The sequence below is a fragment of the Xanthovirga aplysinae genome (genome assembly GCF_009711365.1).
Lineage (GTDB): Bacteria > Bacteroidota > Bacteroidia > Cytophagales > Cyclobacteriaceae > Xanthovirga > Xanthovirga aplysinae.
Map to the genome: position 1 here is coordinate 1 of NZ_SMMB01000421.1, position 1517 is coordinate 1517.

A 1517-nucleotide genomic window follows, 5' to 3' on the forward strand; every position below is an offset into this window, starting at 1 on the left:
ATTCATCCTCTTCAATGAAACAACCCTGATTTCTCAAATCCCCTAGGGCCTTTTTTGATATTCTATGACAGTAGTCCTGGATATTTTCAGGCCCCCATTCTTTTATCTGCTCCAATGCCTTACTGAGCATAGGGACTAGAATAAAGTTAGCATTTTCTCCCACCGAATACCTACCTGCTTTTACACGGTATTTGTCAGTGTAATTTACCAAGGTGGAAAAATCCTCGCTTCCAGCACGGTTCAACCAACTATCTTCAATAGGCGTACCCTCATTAAATAAATCTCCATAATAAGCTAGGCCTATGGAATAAGGGCCTAACAACCACTTATATCCCGAACAAATTAAAGCATCGGGTTGGTATTCCTTAACAGAAAAGGGCAATGCTCCAACAGACTGGGTTCCATCAATTACTAACAATGCACCATTTTGACGGGTCTTCTCCCTAATCTCCTTTAAATTAAAAAGTGTCCCATCTGCCCAATGAACATGGCCCAGGGCTACCAAAGCAGTTTTTTCATTAATTCCTTCCAGAATGGCCTGATTCCAACTTATTCCTCTTTCTTTGGCTTGGGAATCTGCTTTAATAATTTTCAATTTAGCCTGATGATTTTTGGCTAAACGCATCCAGGGATAAACATTACTTGGAAATTGCCCTTCTAAAACAATAATTTCATCGCCAGTTTTCAATTTAATATTTTTGGCCACGTTTGCAATCCCATAAGATACGGAAGGAATAAGCGCAATATTTCTATAATCTTTTGCCTGTATTAAATCCGCAAATTGCTTTTTCAATTTAGTTACTGGTTCAAAAAAGTCTTCCTCCCTAATTAAATAGGGTAAATTCTTAGAGGAAATGGCCTTCATTCCGGCTTCTTCCACGTCCTTTAGCTGAGGAGACATAAAGGCTGTATTCAAATAACAAACATCTGTCGGTAGTTTAAATTTGTGCAGTTGTGGTTTCAAGTCCTATTGCTGTTTTAGTTTAAACATTAAAATAAATATTTAACCAAATAACCTTGATAATCCTTCAATTTGAATCCCTTCAAAAAAATGTCAATGGTATTTAATCCTTTCTTAAAACTTCTGGAGCTAGACCATCAAGTTCACTACCCGTTAAGGCATTGACATTTTCCGTAATCTTATCTAAACTCCAATCCCACCATTTTAATTCCAGTAACTTTTCGATTTTTTCTTTTGTGAATCGTTTTTTAATATCTTTAGCTGGATTCCCTCCCACAATAGTATAAGGCTCTACATCTTTTACCACCGTTGAATTAGATCCTATAATAGCCCCATCTCCTATTTTAACCCCAGGCATGATGGTGGCATTATATCCAATCCAAACATCATTACCTATTTCGGTGTCTCCTTTTGTCGGATAAGCTTTTCCTTCCATTGCCTTATCCCACCCATTTCCAAATATGGCAAAGGGATAGGAGGATATAGATTCAGTCAAGTGATTGGCTCCATTCATGATAAAGGTAACTCCAGAAGCAATCATACAAAACTTTCCAAT

2 protein-coding genes are annotated in these 1517 nt (G+C 37.4%); both read right to left on the reverse strand.

Annotated features, from left to right (window positions below; translation table 11 throughout):
• Positions 1 to 964: aminotransferase class V-fold PLP-dependent enzyme (locus E1171_RS01525; RefSeq protein ID WP_155203393.1), on the reverse strand; the 964-nt coding region annotated here is incomplete at its 3' end.
• A 100-nt stretch (positions 965 to 1064) separates the two neighbouring features.
• On the reverse strand, positions 1065 to 1517 hold a 453-nt coding region (locus E1171_RS01530), incomplete at its 5' end, for a CatB-related O-acetyltransferase (RefSeq protein WP_155203395.1).